Below are 16,520 nucleotides of genomic sequence, written 5' to 3'. Positions count from 1 at the left end.
TCACCTGGCAGTAGCAGTATCGCGGTCTGCTCGGCCTTCTCGAGGCTGTCTTCGGGGGCGGTGCTCACAGCGACCTCCAGCGGCCGGGTCGTTCGGGAAGGTGGGTCAGGAGTTCCAGAAGCCTTGTTGCTCATCGAAGGGCTGCATGGTGCTGAGTACCTCTCGGGCGTCCTCGGGGGACCGGCCCTGTCCGAGGAGTGCTTCGTACACCTGGCGGGCGATGTTGACGGTTTCCGGAGCCGCTGGCCCCGGACCACCGAAGGGTTCGGGGTCATCGAGCGTGTCGGTCTCATGGAGCATACGGAGCGCTGTGACGGGGACGGTCTCCTCAAGAAGGCGGAGCATTGTGCGGACGATGTCCGGATTGCCGACTTGATCGTGCAGGGCTGCCTTCACCAGGGGGTGTTTTTTGTTAATACGCAGCACGATCCTGCCGTCGTAACGCTTCACGTTCCAGGCGAACTTCAGCGGGTCACCGTGCGTCCGTGACACCACCCGGCCACGCTGTCGTGCGGAACGGGACGCCACCTCACGGGTGTACTTGGCGATCCTCTCCAGGTCACGACGCAAGGAGACTGGGGGAATCACACTCGCCTTGCGCACGTCCACTCCCCAGTCAGCATCGGCCTCTGCGGGGATGTCCACAGCGATCCGCGCAAGGTTGTACTTCTCCTCACGCCGCAAGCCGCGGATGCCCAGCCAGCCACCGGCCAAAATCAGGCGGTCGCGGCGATAGACGTAGAACCCCTGCTGCCCCAGCCATCCACGCTGCCCGGCGGCCGACTCGTACTCGGTCTCCGAGAGACGTTGTGCAGTGGGAAGCACGAAGGGCTTCACGCGCACCGGCTCCGGTCCGAGTTGCAGGGGCTCCTCTGGGATCTGCTGGACCGACGGATGGGTGGCCAGGAACGGGTCCCATGGGGAGAGTTCGGAGCCTCGGACCCGGATCCTGCACCGGGCCGGGTGTTGCAGGAAGCGCGCGAAGACCATCGAGAGATGGGCCTCGGTGCGCTCCGCCTCCGTATAGAACTGCACCTGAGTCTTGTCGTCGTCATTGGTCACGGCGGTGTTGTGATAGCCGGTGAGCTGCTCCCACAGGACGACGGTTCCGTGTTCCATGCTTCCCGCGATACGTTCCAGGAGGACCGTGGCCGTGCTGCCGGGGTCGCGGAGAAGCCGCCATTCTTTGTAGCGCTCCACGACGCCCAAGTCCCAGGTTCGAACGTTCCAGGCCCCGTTCCGGACCGTAGCGACTGTGAGCTTGCGGCACTGGGAAAAGGAAGCCGACTTCAGCCCCACACCGAAACGGCCGAGATCAGTGCGGCTTCGCTCAGTGGACGGGCCGCGAGCCGCCACCGTCATGGCGGTCACCAGCTCGGGCTCCGTCATCCCATTGCCGTCGTCCGTCACCGCGATCCAGGAACTCTGTCCGTCCCACGTGAAGTCAACGTCGATGTTCTTGGCCTCTGCCGAGACACTGTTGTCGACGAGGTCGGCGACGGCAGCAGGCAGCGAGTAGCCGAGCGAGCTGAGCGAGGCGACCATCCCGGCAGGATCAGGAGCGGCGACATCGAAGTCCATCTTCACGCTCCGTACCCAGTCGGTCCTACGGTCGATTCGTGTGCGTGCTCCGCGGGCCGACATGTGGCAGAACTTCTCGGGTTTCGTGCGGTGAGTCCTCTGCAACTCGCCCCGCGCCAGCCGAAATCCCCCGGTCGGATCATGGTATCGAAAGGGGCGTGTCTGGCGTAAGTGACTTCGACTCAGCCGTCCCGCTGTCTTACTCTGCGGTCCATGATTCGCGCTGTGGTGTTCGATGTTGGTGAGTGCCTGGTGGATGAGACCCGGGAGTACGGGACCTGGGCGGACTGGCTGGGGGTGCCGCGGCATACCTTCGCGGCGATGTTCGGGGCGGTCATCGCGCAGGGGCGGGACTACCGGGAGACCTTCCAAGTGTTCCGGCCGGGCTTCGACTTGGATGAGGAGCGGGCGCGGCGGGCCGAGGCCGGGCAGCCGGAGTGGTTCGGTGAGGACGATCTGTATGCGGATGTGCGGCCGGCTCTGACGGCGTTGCGCGAGGCCGGGCTGTGGGTCGGGATCGCGGGGAACCAAACCGTGCGCGCGGGCGGGTTGCTGCGCGGGCTGGAGCTGCCGGCTGACTTGGTCGCGACCAGTGACGACTGGGGGGCGTCGAAGCCGGATGTGGCCTTCTTCGAGCATGTGGTGGCGGCGACTCCGGCCGAGCCCGGTGAGATTCTGTATGTCGGTGACCGGCTGGATAACGACATCCGCCCTGCTGCCCAGGCGGGGTTGCTGACGGCGCTGATCCGGCGCGGGCCGTGGGGGACGATCCAGCAGCGCGACCCGGAAGCGGACCGCATCGCCACCATGCGCATCGACTCGCTGGCTGAACTGCCCGAGCGGGTGGGGAAGTTCAACGCTGCAGAGCGCTGACGGTGGTGCCCCAGTCGTAGAGCCGGTCATCGAGATCGCGCACGCACTGCTGCTTGTGCCAGGGGGCGAGGGCGCGGCGCACCTCGCGGATACGGTCCATGCCGGTGGCGTACCAGGTGCGGGTGAGCTGGTCGAGGGCCTGGAAGGCGTAGGCGCAGGCGTGTTCGGCGTTGCTGTCGGCGGCTTCGACGGCGGCGAGGTCGCCGAGGATGACGCTGCGCTGCTTGCTGTGGTCGGCGGGCAGGTCCTCCAGCGCGTGGCGGAGGGTTTCGCGGGCTTGGGGCAGGTGGCCGGCTTGGAGTTGGGTGTTGCCCTTGAAGGCGGCGAGGCGTACGGGGCTGAACCAGTCCATCCAGTCGGGGGAGGCGTGTTCGGCGCCGGCTGTGATGACGTCTTCGGCGTGGGTGAGGAGGCGCAGGGCGGTGCGGGGGTGTCCGCAGCGGGTCTCGCATTCGGCCTCGACGGCGTCCAGCCAGGCCCAGAACTCGGCGGAGGCCGGGCCGCGGCGAGCATAGGTGCGGGCGGCGACCATGCGCTCGGTTGCATTGTCCCGGTCGCCGGCCCAGCCGGGGATGAAGGCAGTGTGGGCGAGGATCGCAGCACCCAGGAGGGAGTCGTCGGCCTCGCTGGCTGCCTGGAGGGCGCGCAGGAGGGTGTCGCCGGCCTGGTCGGGTTGGCGGAGGTCGAAGAACTCGATACGTCCGGCGAGTAGGTAGGACTCGGCCAGGGCCGCGGCGAGCCGGCGGCGGCCGGGGTCGACGGTCTCCGGCAGGAGTGAGCAGCCGAGCCGGGCGTGTTCCAGGACGGCCGGGTGCAAGGTCGCGGGTGTGACCGACCAGTACATGTGCCGGTGGGCGCGGGTGACCGCTTCGAAGTCCCTTCCCACGCTTGCGGGTTGCGCGGCGGCCGGTGTCTGGGCGGGGACGACCGCCAGACCCGATGCGGAGCCCTGACGCGGCTGGCGGGCAGCGTGAACGGCTGAGGGCGTGGGTTCGTCTGCGCCCCAGGGCGGGGTGAAGCCGAGCTCTTCCATGGTCTGGCCGAGCAGTTGGGTGAGTACGCGCCGGATGTCGGGCTGGGGCCAGGGCGGGGTGGGTGACTCCCAGCGGCGGACCTGACGTACTCCGACGGCCAGGCCCCGGATACCGAGTTGCGGTGCGGTCTGAGTGATGGCATCGGCGAGGGCTTGCTGGGAGTTGTAACCAGCGGCCACTCGGGCGGACTTGAGGCGGGCGTTGCCTGCGGGGCGGGACATGGGCTACCTCCGTACGGTGTTGTCCCCGAGGGTGCCACCGTAGGACCTCCTATCGGCCTGCTGATACCCGATGGGCGCCAACTAGGCCCTGCAAGAGTCCTCTTGACGTCCCTTCAAAGTCCTCGAATTGCCTGTTTCGCGGATTCAGGATGGCAGCACTGAAGACGACCCGGCGCGTGCAGCGCGGCGAGGAGCCAGTGCCTCATGACCTCAGACACCACCAAACCACCCGCCCTGCAAACGATCGCCGAGTGCCAGCTCCAGGCTGCGGGCTTCGACTGGGACGCCATCCGCGTTCCCCGTCGCATCGGGTTGTGCGCACTGCGCATTCTCGGGCCGCGCAGCGGCGCGGTGATCGAGGATCCGCGGGAGCCGGCCCTGTACTGGTTCCTACGCCCGGGCGAAGCAGCCGGCTGGGAGGTGGCCGAGACCCGTCCCCTCGGGGTGAAGCAGCACCTCGTGGTGCCGCCTGTGCACCGCGTTCAGGGGCCGGGGCCGCACTGGCATATCTGCCCCGTTGATGGTCGTCTGATCACGGACCGGGACATGCTCCGTGCAGCAGTCGAGGACGCCGTCGCCACACTTCTGGGCCCTGAACACCAACCCGCGGGCGCCCAGACGCGGCCCGGGGACGGGGAGGCCCGATGAGCACTCGCGCCGACGGAAGTGACCGGCTGGGCAACGCCCTTGCCCTCGTGTGGGCCCTCGGTTCATTCCTTGCCCTCGGAGGTCTCGTCTCGGTCGCAGACCACGAGCGAAGCCAAGGTCCTGTGGCTAACTCCCCTGCGGTGGAGGCACCTGATGCTCCCACCGCCTCATAGACCGGTCCGGGCGCCCCTGATGTCCTGCCCTCCAGGCGCGTCCGGACCCCACAACGCCGCCACGGCACGCAGGTGCGTCGCCCACCGAGGGCGTTTCTCCGACGCGTTACGCCTGTGACGGGCTGATCGACGGTGCCCCTTGTCCTACTCTTTCGCTGTTGGCGCCCGCCGGATGATGCCCGACAGCGAACCCCGGTAGGTGGTACCGAGCTTGGTCACCACGCCGACAGTGGGGCCGGGTCCGTCCTTCATCCGGCTCACGTAGTTTTCAGGCAGAAGCACCTGGTCGCCGACCTCGAGGGGAGCGCTCCCGCGCCATCGGTAGGCGTATCCGCCCACTTCCACGACCTGAGCGCCGTTGATCTCGTACGCGCGCTTCGTGCTGTCCAGCTGCTCCTCAAGCTCTTTTACGCGTTGTTCCAACCGTGCAATCCGGGATCTGGAGAAGCTCGCGCTGCTTTCGTTCCCGGACTTGTAGCCTTCGCTCCACCCGCGTTGGTGAGCTGCAGCCACGACTTTGTCCTGCTCAGTGGCATGCGTGCTGCACGCCACGTCCGAGCCTGAGATCCGGATCTTGCAGGGTTTGCCGGAGCGGGTCGGGCGCCCGCAGGTGCGGTTGTACTGGTCGGTCATGTGGCCCCCGGGCTGAACCTTCCTGTGATCCTCTCTCAGGCTTTCGTCGGAGAGGACGGCGGAAACCAGACATTCCCGGATCTGCTGGTTGTGCGTCGTGGAACCTTCGGCCTGGCATCAAAGGGTGCGTGGGGGCAGGGAACGTTGGGTGTCGAGCTACCTCATTCGGGCTGCACGGCACGCGATGCGCATAAGGGTGGAGCGCTCCCGTTGGGAGCAGCCGGAGAGCCGGTGCCCGGAGTTGGCTCCCAAACGGCTCCCAAGGCGGCCCCGGGAACGAGTCAGGGGCCTGACCCGCGATGCGGATCAGGCCCCTGACCTGTGTTCCTTCAGTCGGGGTGGCGGGATTTGAACCCACGACCTCTTCGTCCCGAACGAAGCGCGCTGCCAAGCTGCGCTACACCCCGAAGCAACGACGACTACTTTAGCCCAGGTGAGCCCTCATGCGAAATCCGGTTCCCGGAGGGGGTCCGGGGCCGGGTTCCGGGGAGGCCGGGGCGGGTGTGGTCGAAGGTGATCAGCAGGAGGGCGAGCAGGGCGAAGAGGGCGCCCAGCACTGCCGAGTTGGCGGCGACACCGCCGTACCCGAGCTGCTCCACGTTGAGGAACGGGTACGTGTAGCGGAACGATTCGCCCGCCGGCAGGAGGGCGCCGCGGACGAGCGCGAAGACGAGGTACGCGAGGGGGCCGGCCAGCCACTGGAGGGCGTACCGCCCGCGCAGCGTGCCCGGCGCGGTCAGCAGCAGCCAGTCGAGGGTGACGCCGATCGGGCTGACGGTGTGCAGGAGTTGGCTGGCGGCGGCGCGGGCGCCCGTCATCCGTTCCAGGCCGCCGGTCATGGAGAAACCGCTGGAGTCGTTGTCCAGGACGAGGTGGAAGACCAGCCCGGTGATCAGGATGTAGAGGAGCGTTCCGCCGGTGACGAGCGGCGGCAGCGGCCGCCGGCCGCGCCACGCGCGCAGGCCGGAGAGCGTGAGGACGACGGCGACCAGGATGTTCGTCTGGACCGTGAAGAAGCTGAGCAGCCGCCCGGGGCTCGGAGCGAGGGAGAGCTCGGTCAGCAGTCCGGCGAGCGCGGCGGCCGCGACGAGCCAGCGGAAGCCGGCGGCGTACGGACGGCGCGCCCCGGGGGCGGGTGCGGTGCGGGGGTACGGGCGCGACACGTGCTCAGGCTAGAAGCAGGGCACGCGCGGCGCCCGCACCCCCGCCGCGGACTGGCGGACTACGCGCGCGGGGTGAGGGTGAGCAGCGTCGCCTCGGGCGCGCAGGCGAACCGCATGGGGGTGTAGCGGTTGGCGCCGCAGCCCGCGGAGACGTGCAGGTGGGAGCCGTGGCCGCCGGCCCGGTGGGTGGAGAGGCCGCGGGCGCGGCCGGTGTCGATGTCGCAGTTGGTGACGAGCGCGCCGTAGAAGGGGACACGGAGCTGGCCGCCGTGGGTGTGCCCGGCGAGGATCAGCGGATACCGGTCCGCCGTGAAGGCGTCGAGCACCCGCAGGTACGGGGCGTGCACCACGGCGAGGTGCAGGTCGGCGTCGCCCTCGGGGCCGCCGGCGATCTCGGCGTACCGGTCGCGCTTGATGTGCGGGTCGTCCAGCCCGGCGAGGGCGATCTCCCGGCCGCCGTCGAGCTTGATCCGGCCGCGGGAGTTGGTGAGGTTGGCCCAGCCGGCCGCGTCGAACGCGTCGCGCAGGCCCTCCCACGGGTTGTGGACGGCGCCGACCACGGGCGCGTTGCCGTTCAGACCGTGCCGGCCGCTGGCCTTCTCCAGGAGGTAGCGGGCGGGGTTGCGGAGCATCGGCCCGTAGTAGTCGTTGGAGCCGAAGACGTACGCGCCGGGGAACTCCATCAGCGGGCCGAGCGCGTCCAGCACCTCGGGCACGCCCTCGGTGTCCGAGAGGTTGTCGCCGGTGTTGACCACGAAGTCGGGGCGCAGTCCCGCGAGGGACTGCAGCCAGCGCCGCTTCCTGTTCTGCCCGCTGACCATGTGGATGTCGGAGACCTGCAGCACACGCAGCGGGTGCGCGCCGCGGGGCAGCACCGGCACCTCCACTCTCCGCAGCCGGAAGGCGCGGGGCTCGATGGCCGCCGCGTATCCGACGCAGGCCGCGCCGACTGCCGTGATCCCGAGAGGTACTCCGTAACGCGCGCGCATCCGCCCATCGTCGCAGACGCCGCGCCGGGACCACGCCCTGTCGGCGCCACGGCCCCCGCACCACCGGGCGGACGGCGCCCGTCCGCCCGGCCCGGCCGCGGGCCGCCCGGCGCCGGTACGTGAACCGGCCCGTGGGAGCGGCGAGTTGTGCTCCTGCCGAGGCACGGGGCGTACGGGGCGTACGGGGCGGACGTACGGGGCGCGTGCGGCGTGCGCGCGGGGAGCGGGCCCGCGGTAACCAAGTGGGCGGCCCACCCCTCCGCCTGGCATCCTTGCCAGCATGACCACGCTCAAGTCCCGGCTGCAGGACGACCTGACCGCAGCGATCAAGGAGCGCGACGAGCTGCGCTCCGCCACCCTCCGGATGACCCTCTCCGCGATCTCCACCGAGGAGGTCTCGGGCAAGGCCGCACGCGAGCTCTCCGACGACGAGGTGCAGAAGGTGCTCGCGCGCGAGGCCAAGAAGCGGAAGGAGGCCGCCGAGGCGTTCGGCGACGCCGGGCGCAGTGAGCAGGCCGAACGGGAGCGCGCCGAGGGCGAGGTCCTCGCCGGCTACCTGCCGAAGCAGCTGACGGACGAGGAGCTGGACGCGATCGTCGCCGAGGCCGTCGCGGAGGCGCAGGCGAACGGCGCGGAGGGCCCGAGGGCCATGGGCGCCGTGATGAAGCTGGTGAACCCGAGGGTGGCCGGCCTCGCCGAGGGCGGCCGGGTCGCCGCCGCGGTCAAGAAGCGCCTGGCGGGCTGACGTTGGGCCGGCCCCGCCGGCCGGCACACGAGTAAGGGGCGCTCTCAGAGGAGAGCGCCCCTTACTTACGTCCGGTTGCCCAAGGTCTGGCCCGGTCGGCGGGCTATCGGTCCCAGCCGCCGCCCTGGCCACCGTTGCCGTTCCCGCCGCCGTCCCCACCGTCACCGCCGCCGATGAGCCCCGGCGGCAGCGAGATGTCGGGCCACGGACTGTCGTCGTTCTCCGGCGGCTTGTTGTCGGCCGTGCCGCCGCGCCCGCCGTTGCCCCGCTTCTTGCCGCCGCGCGAGTCGTCCTTGATCGGTACGTCGTGGAAGCTCGCGGCCGGCTTGTCGGCCAGCGCACCCGTCATCGCGTCCCGCCAGATCGGCCCCGGCACCTCGCCGCCGAAGACCTTGTCGTACGTCTGGCCGCCGATCGTGATGTCGGTCATCTGCCGCCGGTGCGCCGGGTCGCCGACCCAGACCGCGCCGGACATGTTCGGCGTGTAGCCCACGAACCACGCGGCGTACCGCTGGTCCGTCGTACCGGTCTTGCCCGCGCTGTCCCGCCCGCTGAGCCCGGCCTTCTTGCCCGTACCGTCCTCGACGACGCCGCGCAGCAGGGAGTTGACGGTGTCCGCCGTCTTCTCCTTCATCGCCCGGTTGCACTTCGTCTTCGGCACCGGGAGCCGCTTGCCCTGCGCGTCGGTGATCGATTCGATGGCGACCGGGGTGCAGTGCACGCCGCGGTTGGCGAGTGTCGCGTACCCCTCGGCCATGGTCAGCGGCGACATCTCCTGCGTACCGAGGCTGATGGACGGCACCTGGTCCATCTTCTTGCCGTCGGCGCGCTGAATGCCCATCCGCTTGGCCATGTTGGTGACCGGGCAGACGCCGGTGTCGCTGATCAGCGAGACGAAGTAGGTGTTGACCGACTTCGCGGTCGCCTCCTTCATCCGGTACGGACCCTTCTCGCTGCGGTTCTCGTTCTCCACCGGAGCGCTGCCGTTCCAGGGCCCCTTGCAGGTCTGCACGGGCGCCGGATACTGCATCTTGTACGGCGCCGGGTACTGCTTGTACGGGCTCATGCCCTGGTCCAGCGCCGCCGCCGCGATCACCGGCTTGAAGGTGGAGCCGGGCTGATAGCCCGCACCGCCGCCCATGCCGCCGTCCACGGACAGGTTGATCTGCGTCTGGTTCTTGCCGAAGCCGTACGGCCTGGACTGGCCCATCCCGAGGATCTTCCCGGTGCCGGGCTCCACGAGGGAGACCGCGGAGGCCACGTCGTCGGACGAGTTGACGTGCTGCTGCACCGAGTCCTGCACGGACTGCTGCGCGTCCGGGTCGAGCGTCGTGCGGATCGTGAGGCCGCCGCGGTTCCAGCGCTTGGACCGCGCTTCGCGCGTGTCGCCGAACGCGTCGTCGTTGAGCACCACTTGGCGCACGTAGTCGCAGAAGAAGCCGGCGCCCTTCGCGGAGGTGATGCAGCCGTTCTCCGGCTTGCTGACGTTCAGCCGGATCGGCGTCCGCTTGGCCTGCTCGGCCTGCTGCGGCGAGATCTGCTTCAGGTCGGCCATGCGGCTGATCACCGTGTTCCGCCGCTTCTTGGCCTCTTCCTCGTCGTTCAGCGGGTCGTACCTGCTGGGCGACTGGACGATGCCGGCGAGCAGCGCCGACTCCTCCAGGGAGAGCTCCTTGGCCGGCTTGGAGAAGTACCGCTGGGCGGCGGCCTCCACGCCGTACGCCTGCTGCCCGAAGAACGTGATGTTGAGGTAGTTCTCCAGGATCTGACGTTTCCCCAGCTGCTTCTCGACCTGTATGGCGTACTTCAGCTCATTGATCTTGCGGCCGATGGTCTGCTGGGTGGCCTGGGCGACCTTGTCCGGGTCGTCGCCGGCCTCCTCCACGAAGACGTTCTTCACGTACTGCTGGGTGAGCGTGGAGGCGCCCTCGGAGACCTGCCCGGACTGCGCGTTGCGGTTCAGCGCGCGCAGCACGCCCTTCATGTCGACGGCGCCGTGCTGGTAGAAGCGGGCGTCCTCGATGGCGACGACGGCCTTGCCGAGGTACGGCGACATGTCCTTGAGATCGACGACCGTACGGTCCCGCGAATAGACCTTGGCGATCTCCCCGCCGTCCTTGTCCAGGATGCTGGTCCGCTGGCTGAGCGGTGGATGCTTGAGATCCGTCGGGATCTCGTCGAAGCCTTCGACCGTGCCTTTGGCCGCCAGCCCCAGACCGCCGGCCGCCGGCAGGGCGATCCCGGCCAGCACCACCCCGGCCAGCACGCTGACACCGATGAACTTTGCGGCCTGCTGCGGCCGTGACAGCCCTCCGCCCGAGCCCTTCTTACCCATGAGGGGCAGCCTACGTGTCGATTCCCCGGACAGGGGGCCACCTGTTCGCCTAGGCTGTCGGCCATTCACCACCCCACGGCCGCTCCGCGGTTGTGGGTCCTTTAGTGCCTGATGGCTCACTCGTGTGAGTGTTGAGAGCTGCCCGACTTGCTGTGATGTGACAAGAGATATCGGGCAGTTGACTGGCATAGACCTGGTTGAAGTGCCCTGCCATGCCAGAAAAGTCCCGCTTGCCGGTCGCTCACTCCGTTGGGTGATCCGCTGCGCACGCATAGTCCGTTCGGGCCATTCAAGATTGGGCCCGACGGGGGTGTTGCACCCTGCCTGCCTTCCGTAACGTCCTCAACTGGCAACGGTGAATATGCCGTTCGCCGCCGTGGGGGAGCCTCGATTCGGGAGAGGACGGCACCGGCTATGAGCTGGGTAACCGACTGGAGTGCGCAGGCAGCCTGCCGCACTACCGATCCGGATGAACTGTTCGTGCAAGGGGCGGCGCAGAATCGCGCCAAGGCGGTCTGCACCGGATGTCCGGTGCGCACCGAGTGCCTCGCCGACGCCCTCGACAATCGTGTCGAGTTCGGTGTCTGGGGCGGCATGACGGAGCGCGAGCGCAGGGCACTGCTGCGCCGCAGGCCCACCGTCACGTCCTGGCGCCGCCTGCTGGAGACGGCCCGCTCGGAATACGAGCGGGACACGGGAGTGCTGCCCGTGGACTTCGACGAGACGGAATACGCCAAGGTGGGATAGGGGTCCCGGGCCCCGGGACCGCTGCGTCAGCCGGCCGTCGCGGCCGTACGCGCACACCCGTCTGTGCACTGCCGTACGTGCGCAGTCGTACGTGCGCCGTCTCGTACGCGCCCGGCCGTCGCCGCACGAGCCGCCGCACAGCCTGGCGTTACGCGCCACAGTCCGACGTCGCACGCCGCAAGGCCGCGTGACGGGGACCGTGTGCCGCGTCGCTCAGTGCTGCGCCACAGCGCCTCGCCTCGTCGTCCGCCCCGGCTGTCACGCCGTACGTTTCGGTCCGCCGTACGCGTCCGTCACGCCGTACGCGCCGGTCCGCCGCGCGTGTCGGCTCGTGGCCGACCAGGCGTCACCCCGCCCGTCCGCGGGGCGACTTGGCCGTTCCGCTGCCGACTTACGCCGCGCTTCCGTCACTGCCGGAGCTGCTGTCGCCGGGCGCGTCACGTGCGTCGCCCGCCAGCCGCTCACCGATGGTGCGCAGGCCGGCCAGGTCGTGGACGTCGCCTGCCAGGGCCGTCACCTCTGCCAGCGGCACCTCCGGGTGCAGCGAGGTGAAACGGTCCTGCGTGCGCCGCTCCCGGGAGAGCAGCTGCATGCGCTCGGCATGCAGCCTCAGCAGACCCGCGGCGAGCTCGTGTGCCGCGCTGTCCGCTGTGTGCGCGCCGTCAGTTGAGACCGTGCTGTCCGTGGTGACGGTGGAGGTGCTGTCCTTCGTAGCGCCTGTGCTGTCGGCCGCGGTGGCGGCACTGTCTGCCGTGGTGGCGTGCTCGGCTGTCCGACGGGTACCGGCCGGGCGGGGAGAGTCGCCCTCGGGAGCGGCCGGAGGACCGTCGTGCCCCTCACCCTTCCCGTGGTCTAGATCCACAATGCGGCCGTTCCCGACTTCCTCAAGATTTTCCGCGGCGGCCAGTGCGCGCTCCGCGCTGAGCCGCGAAGCGCCGCTGTCGTGCACGCGGTTGAGGACCAGTCCGGCCAGCGGCATCCGGTCGGCGGCCAGCCGCTCCACGAAGTACGCCGCCTCGCGCAGCGCGTCCCGCTCGGGCGCCGCCACCACCACGAACGCGGTGCCCGGCGCCTGCAGCAGCCGGTACGTGGCGTCGGCGCGGGTGCGGAAGCCGCCGAACATGGAGTCCATCGCGGCCACGAACGTCTGCACGTCCGTCAACAGGCCCGTTCCCAGCAGCTTGTTGAGGGCGCCGGTGAACAGCGAGAGCCCGGACATGCCGAGGTTCATGAACTTCATCCCGGCCTTGCCGCCGACCTTCGCCGGCGCCATCAGCAGCTTGATGAACTTCCCGTCCAGGAAGGACCCGAGCCGTTTGGGCGCGTCCAGGAAGTCCAGCGCGGACCGGGACGGCGGGGTGTCCACGATGATCAGGTCCCACTCGTCGCGGGCCCGCAGCTGCCCCAGCTTCTCCATCGCCATGTACTCCTGCGTGCCGGCGAAGCCCGCGGAGAGCGACTGGTAGAAGGGGTTGCTCAGAATGGCGCGGGACCGTTCCGGGTCGGCGTGCGCTTCGACGATCTCGTCGAAGGTGCGCTTCATGTCCAGCATCATGGCGTGCAGTTCGCCACCCGCGGACTCGTCCGCGTCCGCCACCCTGCGCGGCGTGTTGTCCAGCTCGGTCAGCCCCATGGACTGCGCCAGCCGCCGCGCCGGGTCGATGGTGAGCACCACGGCCTTCCGTCCGCGCTCCGCGGCACGCAGGCCGAGCGCGGCGGCCGTCGTCGTCTTGCCGACCCCGCCGGACCCGCAGCACACGACGATCCGGGTACGCGGGTCGTCGATCAGCGGGTCGATGTCCAGCCGTGCTTCCGGATCGAGCGTCATGACGCCTCCTTCTGCCCCTCGAACGACTGCCACGCTGCACGCAGGACGGCCGACAGTTCGTACAGGCCGGCCAGTTCGACCCCCTCGCCGAGCAGCCCCAGTTCGTACATGGGCAGGCCCAGTTTCGACAGTTCGGCCCGCTGCTCGCGCTCCAGCGTGACGCGTTCCGCGTGCTCGTGCGCCTGGTCGATCAGCGGTCCGACGAGCTGGTCGGTGTGTCCGAGGCCCGCGTCGGCCAGTGCCCCGGCCAGTTCGTCCCGGCGGCGCCCCGCCGCGGCGAGCTGCCCCTCGTCCAGTACGTGCGGGCGCACCATGTTCAACAGGACGGCACCGACCGGCAGTCCGGCCCCGCGCAGTTCGGCCACCCCGTCGAGCGTCTCCTGGACCGGCATCTCCTCCAGCAGCGTGACCAGATGGACCGCCGTCTCGGGGGACTTGAGGACCCGCATGACGGCCTGTGCCTGGTTGTGCACCGGACCGACCTTCGCCAGCCCCGCCACTTCCTCGTTGACGCCGAGGAAGCGCGTGATGCGTCCGGTGGGCGGTGCGTCCATGACCACGGCGTCGTACGTGCGCCGGTCGTTCCTGTCCTTCCGGCGCACCGCCTCGCACGCCTTGCCGGTCAGCAGGACGTCCCGCAGACCCGGCGCGATGGTCGTGGCGAAGTCGATGGCGCCGAGCTTCTTCAGCGCGCGCCCGGCACCGCCCAGCTTGTAGAACATCTGGAGGTAGTCGAGCAGCGCCTTCTCCGGATCGATCGCGAGTGCGTACACCTCCCCTCCGCCGTGCGAGACCGCGATCTTGCGCTCCTCGTACGGCAGCGCCTCGGTCTCGAAGAGCTGCGCGATCCCCTGCCTGCCCTCGACCTCGACGAGCAGCGTGCGCTTTCCCTCCTCCGCGAGCGCCAGTGCGAGTGCGGCGGCGACCGTGGTCTTGCCGGTGCCGCCCTTGCCCGTGACAACATGCAGCCTGCTCACGCCCCGGAGCCTAACCACCATGGCGACGGGCTACGCTCGGCACCATGACGAAGTGGGAATACGCGACCGTGCCGCTGCTCGTACACGCGACGAAGCAGATTCTGGACACCTGGGGCGAGGACGGCTGGGAGCTCGTCCAGGTGGTGCCCGGCCCGAACAACTCCGAGCAGCTGGTGGCCTACCTGAAGCGGGAGAAGCAGTGAGCGGAACGGCCGAGGCCAAGCTCGCCGAGCTCGGCCTGACGCTGCCGGAGGTGGCGACACCTGCCGGCGCCTACGTACCCGCGGTACGCACCGGCCCGTACGTCTACACGGCGGGCCAGCTGCCGCTGGTGGACGGCAAACTGCCGGCGACCGGAAAGGTCGGCGGCGAGGTCACCCCCGAGGAGGCCAAGGAGCTCGCGGGCCGCTGCGTGCTCAACGCGCTCGCCGCCGTGAAATCGCTCGCCGGCGATCTCGACAGGATCGCCCGGGTCGTCAAGGTCACCGGATTCGTCGCGTCGGCCCCCGACTTCACGGGCCAGCCGGGCGTGATCAACGGTGCGAGCGAGCTGCTCGGCGAGGTGCTGGGCGACCGTGGCGTGCACGCGCGGAGCGCGGTGGGCGTCGCGGTGCTGCCGCTGGACTCGCCCGTCGAGGTCGAGATCCAGGTCGAGCTGACGGACTGAACCGCCGGCTGACGGACCGTTCCGGGCCGCCGGACTGTCCCGCCGGGCTCCTGCGAGGAGTTCACACGGGCCGGCCGGGACCGGGACCGTGGGCCGGCGTGCCGGGGACTCTCGAACATCACGGCGAGGCCCCGTAGCATCCGCCCATGTCGTCCTCTACGAACGGCTCCAACGGCCAGTGGTATCCGCCCGAATGGCCGGAGCGCATCCGGGCCCTCGCCGCGGGCGAGCTCACTCCGGTGACGCCGCGGCGGGCGGCCACCGTCATGCTGCTGCGGGACACGGACGACGGCCCAGCCGTCCACATGCTGCGCAGACGCGCCTCCATGGCCTTCGCCGGGGGCGCGTACGCGTATCCGGGCGGCTCCGTCGACCGGCGCGACGAGAGCGAACAGGCGGACCTCGGCTGGGCGGGCCCGTCCCGTACGGAATGGGCGGACCGTTTCGGCACCGATGAGGCCACGGCCCAGGCGATCGTCTGCGCGGCCGTCAGGGAGACGTTCGAGGAAGCGGGCGTGCTGCTCGCGGGGCCGGACGCTTCGCGGATCGTGGCCGACACCACCGGCGAGGACTGGGAAGCCGACAGAGCGGCGCTCGTCGCCCGCGAACTGTCCTTCGCCGGCATGCTCGCCCGGCGCGGGCTCGTCCTGCGCAGCGATCTGCTCGGCGCCTGGGCGCGCTGGATCACCCCGGAATTCGAGCAACGGCGGTTCGACACCTGGTTCTTCGTCGCCGCCCTCCCCGAGGGACAGCGCACCAGGAACGCCTCCACGGAGGCCGACCGCACCGTGTGGACCCGCCCCGCCGACGCTGCCGCCGGCTACGACAGGGGCGAGCTGCTGATGATGCCGCCCACCATCGCGACCCTGCGCGACCTCGGGCTGTACGGGACCGTCGCGGAAGCCCTCGCGGCCGCCGGCGGCCGGGACCTCGAGCCCGTGCTCGCGCGGGCCCGGATGGACGGCGACGCGATCGTCCTGAGCTGGCCCGGGCACGACGAGTTCACGAAGACGATCGCACGGAACGAAAGCGGATCCGCATGACCGACGCCGCCCTCCTCCCCGGACAGCCCCGCGGCGGGGCCATCAGCGGCATGGGCACGGCCCGCGCGCGTTGTGTCCTGGCGCCGAACCCCTCCGCCATGACCCTGGACGGCACCAACACCTGGGTCGTCTCCGAGCCGGACTCCTCCCGCGCCGTCGTCATCGACCCGGGCCCGCTGGACGACGGGCATCTGCGAACGGTGATCGACGCCGTCGAACAGGACGGCAGACGTGTCGGACTGACCCTGCTCACCCACGGCCACCCGGACCACGCGGAGGGCGCCGCCCGCTTCGCGGAGCTGACGGGCACACAGGTACGCGCCCTGGACCCGGAGTTGCGGCTCGGCGACGAGGGCCTGGAGGCCGGCGACGTGGTCACCGTGGGCGGGCTGGAGCTCCACGTGGTGCCCACGCCGGGCCACACGGCGGACTCCCTCTCGTTCCATCTGCCCGCCGACGCGGCCGTACTGACCGGCGACACGGTCCTCGGCCGCGGCACGACAGTGGTCGCCCACCCCGACGGACGGCTCGGCGACTACCTGGACTCCCTGCGCCGGCTGCGCTCCCTGACGGTCGACGACGGGGTGTCCACCGTGCTGCCGGGCCACGGCCCTGTGCTCGACGACGCCCAGGGCGCCGTCGACTTCTATCTCGCCCACCGCGCGAAGCGCCTCGCCCAGGTCGAGACGGCCGTGGAGAACGGCCACCGTTCGGTCGACGAGGTCGTCGCGCACGTCTACGCGGAGGTCGACCGCAGCCTCTGGCCGGCCGCAGCCCTCTCCGTCCGCGCCCAGCTGGACTACCTGCGCGAGCACGGCCTCATCTGAAGGGCACGCCCGCGAAACGGGAACGCGTAAGGGGCG

At 70.1% G+C, this 16,520-nt stretch carries 16 protein-coding genes and 1 tRNA gene; 8 read left to right on the top strand and 9 right to left on the bottom strand.

Translation table 11 applies throughout. The features are described 5' to 3' along the window. Positions 1 to 105: 105 nt before the first annotated feature. Positions 106 to 1,581: an ATP-binding protein gene (locus tag AC3AGO_RS16740; RefSeq protein ID WP_487821008.1), complete on the bottom strand. Its 1,476-nt coding sequence runs from the start codon at positions 1,579 to 1,581 to the stop codon at positions 106 to 108. A gap of 213 nt (positions 1,582 to 1,794) precedes the next feature. Here AC3AGO_RS16740 and AC3AGO_RS16735 point away from each other — a divergent pair, with 213 nt between their 5' ends. Then, positions 1,795 to 2,454, top strand: a complete 660-nt coding sequence (locus AC3AGO_RS16735) for an HAD family hydrolase (RefSeq protein ID WP_487821007.1) — start codon at positions 1,795 to 1,797, stop codon at positions 2,452 to 2,454. Here the strand turns inward: AC3AGO_RS16735 and AC3AGO_RS16730 are convergent. Beyond that, entirely contained in the window at positions 2,435 to 3,709 is a 1,275-nt protein-coding gene (locus AC3AGO_RS16730) for an NsdA family TPR-like regulatory protein (RefSeq protein ID WP_487821006.1), read from the bottom strand. The genes AC3AGO_RS16735 and AC3AGO_RS16730 overlap by 20 nt on opposite strands. A gap of 204 nt (positions 3,710 to 3,913) precedes the next feature. Here AC3AGO_RS16730 and AC3AGO_RS16725 point away from each other — a divergent pair, with 204 nt between their 5' ends. Further along, positions 3,914 to 4,357 (top strand): hypothetical protein, encoded by a 444-nt coding sequence (locus tag AC3AGO_RS16725; RefSeq protein ID WP_487821005.1) that lies wholly within the window; start codon positions 3,914 to 3,916, stop codon positions 4,355 to 4,357. A 317-nt stretch (positions 4,358 to 4,674) separates the two neighbouring features. Here the strand turns inward: AC3AGO_RS16725 and AC3AGO_RS16720 are convergent, their stop codons facing one another. The 4 genes from AC3AGO_RS16720 to AC3AGO_RS16705 form a co-directional block, all read right to left on the bottom strand. After that, positions 4,675 to 5,163, bottom strand: coding sequence for a hypothetical protein (locus AC3AGO_RS16720; RefSeq protein ID WP_487821004.1), 489 nt, complete (start codon positions 5,161 to 5,163; stop codon positions 4,675 to 4,677). Between the two features lie 333 nt (positions 5,164 to 5,496). After that, positions 5,497 to 5,570: transfer RNA gene (locus tag AC3AGO_RS16715), tRNA-Pro, on the bottom strand. Positions 5,571 to 5,582: 12 nt separating this feature from the next. Further along, the gene (locus AC3AGO_RS16710; RefSeq protein ID WP_487821003.1) at positions 5,583 to 6,326 is read right to left on the bottom strand and encodes a Pr6Pr family membrane protein; all 744 of its coding nucleotides are present in this window, start codon (positions 6,324 to 6,326) and stop codon (positions 5,583 to 5,585) included. Positions 6,327 to 6,385: 59 nt separating this feature from the next. After that, positions 6,386 to 7,315 (bottom strand): metallophosphoesterase, encoded by a 930-nt coding sequence (locus AC3AGO_RS16705; RefSeq protein WP_487821002.1) that lies wholly within the window; start codon positions 7,313 to 7,315, stop codon positions 6,386 to 6,388. A 280-nt stretch (positions 7,316 to 7,595) separates the two neighbouring features. On the opposite strand from AC3AGO_RS16705, the gene AC3AGO_RS16700 reads away from it, so the two are divergent. Beyond that, complete coding sequence (locus AC3AGO_RS16700; protein WP_487821001.1) at positions 7,596 to 8,060, top strand: GatB/YqeY domain-containing protein; 465 nt, start codon at positions 7,596 to 7,598, stop codon at positions 8,058 to 8,060. A 103-nt stretch (positions 8,061 to 8,163) separates the two neighbouring features. Here AC3AGO_RS16700 and AC3AGO_RS16695 read toward each other — a convergent pair whose 3' ends face one another. Further along, positions 8,164 to 10,395, bottom strand: coding sequence for a transglycosylase domain-containing protein (locus AC3AGO_RS16695; RefSeq protein ID WP_487821000.1), 2,232 nt, complete (start codon positions 10,393 to 10,395; stop codon positions 8,164 to 8,166). Positions 10,396 to 10,809: 414 nt separating this feature from the next. Between AC3AGO_RS16695 and AC3AGO_RS16690 the strand changes: the two genes are divergently transcribed. Further along, positions 10,810 to 11,142, top strand: coding sequence for a WhiB family transcriptional regulator (locus AC3AGO_RS16690; RefSeq protein WP_487820999.1), 333 nt, complete (start codon positions 10,810 to 10,812; stop codon positions 11,140 to 11,142). Between the two features lie 391 nt (positions 11,143 to 11,533). On the opposite strand, the gene bagB is transcribed toward AC3AGO_RS16690, so the two are convergent. Beyond that, a complete protein-coding gene (gene bagB, locus AC3AGO_RS16685; RefSeq protein ID WP_487820998.1) occupies positions 11,534 to 12,970 on the bottom strand; it encodes an ATPase BagB in 1,437 nt (478 codons plus the stop codon). Next, a complete protein-coding gene (bagA, locus tag AC3AGO_RS16680; protein ID WP_487820997.1) occupies positions 12,967 to 13,947 on the bottom strand; it encodes an ATPase BagA in 981 nt (326 codons plus the stop codon). Before bagA ends, bagB begins: the two co-directional genes overlap by 4 nt. A 44-nt stretch (positions 13,948 to 13,991) precedes the next feature. Between bagA and sp36 the strand changes: the two genes are divergently transcribed. The 4 genes from sp36 to AC3AGO_RS16660 all read left to right on the top strand — a co-directional run bounded on the left by sp36 (position 13,992) and on the right by AC3AGO_RS16660 (position 16,484). Further along, a complete protein-coding gene (gene sp36, locus AC3AGO_RS16675) occupies positions 13,992 to 14,150 on the top strand; it encodes a Sp36 family protein (RefSeq protein ID WP_181768530.1) in 159 nt (52 codons plus the stop codon). After that, positions 14,147 to 14,614, top strand: coding sequence for a RidA family protein (locus tag AC3AGO_RS16670; protein WP_487820996.1), 468 nt, complete (start codon positions 14,147 to 14,149; stop codon positions 14,612 to 14,614). Before sp36 ends, AC3AGO_RS16670 begins: the two co-directional genes overlap by 4 nt. A gap of 146 nt (positions 14,615 to 14,760) precedes the next feature. After that, a complete protein-coding gene (locus AC3AGO_RS16665) occupies positions 14,761 to 15,657 on the top strand; it encodes an NUDIX hydrolase (RefSeq protein WP_487820995.1) in 897 nt (298 codons plus the stop codon). Then, the gene (locus AC3AGO_RS16660) at positions 15,654 to 16,484 is read left to right on the top strand and encodes an MBL fold metallo-hydrolase (protein WP_487820994.1); all 831 of its coding nucleotides are present in this window, start codon (positions 15,654 to 15,656) and stop codon (positions 16,482 to 16,484) included. Before AC3AGO_RS16665 ends, AC3AGO_RS16660 begins: the two co-directional genes overlap by 4 nt. Positions 16,485 to 16,520: the final 36 nt, after the last annotated feature.

Source organism: Streptomyces sp. BL1, from assembly GCF_057628045.1.
Note: the sequence above shows the minus strand (reverse complement) of the source record. Positions and strands in the feature narration are given on the sequence as shown.